4 protein-coding genes and 1 pseudogene are annotated in these 3130 nt (G+C 31.3%); all 5 read right to left on the reverse strand.

Going from position 1 to position 3130, the window contains the following annotated elements:
- A pseudogene (locus ACFS5J_RS12320) lies at positions 1-407 on the reverse strand (hypothetical protein); the annotation flags it as partial.
- A 203-nt stretch (positions 408-610) separates the two neighbouring features.
- Positions 611-1390, reverse strand: a complete 780-nt coding sequence (locus tag ACFS5J_RS12325) for a tetratricopeptide repeat protein (RefSeq protein ID WP_379812522.1) — start codon at positions 1388-1390, stop codon at positions 611-613.
- Positions 1391-1556: 166 nt separating this feature from the next.
- Positions 1557-2216, reverse strand: coding sequence for a hypothetical protein (locus tag ACFS5J_RS12330; RefSeq protein WP_379812523.1), 660 nt, complete (start codon positions 2214-2216; stop codon positions 1557-1559).
- A gap of 181 nt (positions 2217-2397) precedes the next feature.
- Positions 2398-2853, reverse strand: coding sequence for a WapI family immunity protein (locus ACFS5J_RS12335; protein WP_379812524.1), 456 nt, complete (start codon positions 2851-2853; stop codon positions 2398-2400).
- A 37-nt stretch (positions 2854-2890) separates the two neighbouring features.
- On the reverse strand, positions 2891-3130 hold a 240-nt coding region (locus tag ACFS5J_RS12340; RefSeq protein ID WP_379812525.1), incomplete at its 5' end, for a hypothetical protein.

Consider the following 3130-nt stretch of genomic DNA (forward strand, 5'->3'; position numbering starts at 1 on the left):
GACCACCAACCTAAAAAAATTGTTTTTAAAATTGAATTTAATTTATATTTTTTAGCACAATCTTTACAGGTTATTTTGATTTCTGTTTTGTCATCACAATAAATCAAATAAGATACAACAGTTGAAATTTCGTAACCTTTAAGTTCTCCATTTTTCTTTGAACAAGTAGGACAAGGTAAGTGTTTAATTTTTTCTTTTAGATTCTTTTTTTCTAATTCAGTAAGTAAATTATTTTCAGCGTCAACCCATGTTATTAAATTTGGGTCGAGATTTCTTTCAATAATTTCGTCTTTTAAAACACTTAAAATTTCTCTTCTTAATGAACGAGATTCATTTTTTGCTAAATCTTCAATTTTTGAATCTGTAAATTTTTTATAATTTGCTCTGATTTCTTCGACTGTTCTCATTTTAAGTAAGAGGTTTGTTTTAAAATTAGTTACAACGTCCCGCCGGCTTTAAGAAGTGGCGGATTTTATTACTGATGTTGACAAATATACCGAAAAGTTTGAAAGAAAAAACCTGATTGAAAAGAAGAAATGTTATCACCAAACCATCCCAAAAAATCACCAAGCCCCGCCATTTCTTAAAACCGCTGTTATGCGATGTGCTTCTATAATGAATTTTTATATAGTTCGCTTAAATTATTGAGTTTTCTGCCTAAAAGTTTTTCAGAATCATTTTTAGCTTTTTCGATTTGAGTTTTGCTTAGGCTCTTTTCTAATTCTTTTATTTCTTTAATAATTTCATCTTGTTTAAGTATGCTGAAATCAATTTTATATTCATTATAAATCAAATACCATAGATAACTTTGGTACAAGTCTTTTTCAAAGTATTTTCCTTCTTTATAAAAATGAGCTAGTTCTAATCTAGCTGAACTAATGTATCCACTTTGGGTGAGATTTTCTGGATTTTGAAGTTTTGCCAATCTTAGAATCCATTCTTTTAATTTAGGAATGTCCTGTTGAACACCATTTCCAGTTACATAGCATTCAACAACATTCCAAATACAAGTTGGGTCATCATTATTCGCGCATTTTAGGGCATACGCAAAAGCTTTTTCAGAATTTTGCTCGATACCATTTCCATTTCCGTAAGCCATCATCATGGCATAGTGACCATCATTAAAGTTGTTTTCAGATGATTTCTTATACCAATTAATAGCTTCAATTGGATTTTTATCTCCAATTATACCGTTTTGAAGAAAGTATCCTAAATTATACTGAGCTTCTCCATTCCCAAGTTCAGCAGCTTTTCTTAAAATCGGAAGTGCCTCTTGATATTTTCCTTTTTGGAGAAGATCTTTAGATTGTTGATTTAATTCTTCTGCAGTCTGAGAAAATGAAGGATGGGAAATAATAATTAATAATAAAATTTTAAAAAATGTCCTCATAGGTATAGTTTTGATAGCATATCGCATAACGGTTTCGGCTATGAACAGTTGGGGGCTTTGTGCCCTAACTTTTCAGTTTAGCACTGACCTTTGGTTTATGTTTATACTTTGATCTTATCACTTTCGCCCCAATTGTTTATAGCCAATGTTGTGGGCAGTTTTTCATTTAATAATTATACACTTCTAATTCATCAAAGTCCTTAATTTCAGATAATTTGATTAGGGCTTCTATTTCAATGTTATCCCAAGTTTCCTTAAATACTTCATCTCCTCCTTCTGCATTTTCATTAGTATTTTCTCTAATCAATTTCTTCTTTGTCAAAAAGTTTATACTTGTTTCACTACTTATTACAACACCTCCATTGCTTTCGTCATATCCAATTAATTCAAAATTTGAGTTTTGAAATCTAAAAATATATCTCCAAAATCCATATCTGCCGTGTCCGTAATGAACTATTAAATTTCCTCTTTCAAAATCAATCCATAGTTCTGGTGGAAAATAAACTCCACCATCTTCATTTTCTGACGAAAAGCAACTGTAGTTTTTATTGGCAAGTTCATAACCTTTCTCTTTTTTGAATAAGACAACAATTCCACGTCTATTTCTGTCAACTTTTTTGTCAAAACGATTAGTGACAATGTTAGCTGTATCAGTCTTTTTGATAATCAAAACACAGTCATCCAATCCATCTTTATTTAGGTCTCCAAAATATTTTTCAAATTCAGCATATCCTTTTGGAATAAAATCTGAAGGTTCTCTATCCTGTGCTTTACAGCCTAGTATAGTCAGTAGAAAAAAGGGTAGTATTAATAAAGATTTTTTCATTCAGTATTTAGCTTCTGGCGGTTGGTTTAAATTGCCCACAACGGTCCGCGGCTATAAGTAGTGGCGCCGAGCCAAAACCAAGCCATTTCAAATATACCGCAAACTTTTGAATTTTTGGAAAAAATTCAGAAGGTTGCCATAACTCGCCATTACTTGTAACCGATGTTAACGGCTGCCGTTTTTAAGGTAATTTTCCAACTATCGGAAACTTGTTTATTATTTTTCTAAGTTGAATATTCATTCTTTGTAAATCTGTTTGATCAAAATCTAGTATATACTTTAATATCGAACTCTTAAACCCTGATTTGTCACACGCTGAAACAGAAACTTCAAAGTGTCCAATTCCATCGCCTACAATTTTAAGTTCTAAATAACTTTCTAAATCGTTAAATACAGCAATACCTTTTAGATTTTCATATAACTTTGAAAATTGTTTTTCAAAGTTTTCAAAATCCACAGTCATAAATTCTGCAATATATTCACCAACAAAATTTCCAGCTTTAATTTCGACTTTAGTTTTAATCCAATTCTTGTCCCAATCCATTTCCGAATTGTAATTGTTATAGTTTATTGGTTTGAGTCTAATGAAATCTCCTGAATCATAAATTTCAAAAAATATTTCTTCTTCTAAATCCATATTATTGTTTAAGCGCAATTTTGGTTTACGGTTGCCGTTAACGGTTTCTGGCTTGCATCTTCGGCGCAAACCTTAAACTCAAAGATAGCAAAAATGGTGTAAGAAAAAATTCGGGACGAATTTTTTCGGCAAGAATACCCAAGACTTGCGCTGAGTGCAAACCAGTGTTAACTGCAGCATAGTGAAGTGAAAAAAAATAGTTTAAAAGCCGAAGAAAGGCGAGAAGTAACCAAATAAATATTCTTTTCGGTAAACAACTGTTGGAACCAATTACAAA

Source organism: Flavobacterium chuncheonense (assembly GCF_042686145.1).
GTDB lineage: Bacteria > Bacteroidota > Bacteroidia > Flavobacteriales > Flavobacteriaceae > Flavobacterium > Flavobacterium chuncheonense.

Coding starts and splice junctions, on each gene's coding strand:
- ACFS5J_RS12330 (WP_379812523.1), bottom strand. CDS start 2,216: ATGAAAAAATCTTTATTAATACTACCCTTTTTTCTACTGACTATACTA.
- ACFS5J_RS12335 (WP_379812524.1), bottom strand. CDS start 2,853: ATGGATTTAGAAGAAGAAATATTTTTTGAAATTTATGATTCAGGAGAT.
- ACFS5J_RS12325 (WP_379812522.1), bottom strand. CDS start 1,390: ATGAGGACATTTTTTAAAATTTTATTATTAATTATTATTTCCCATCCT.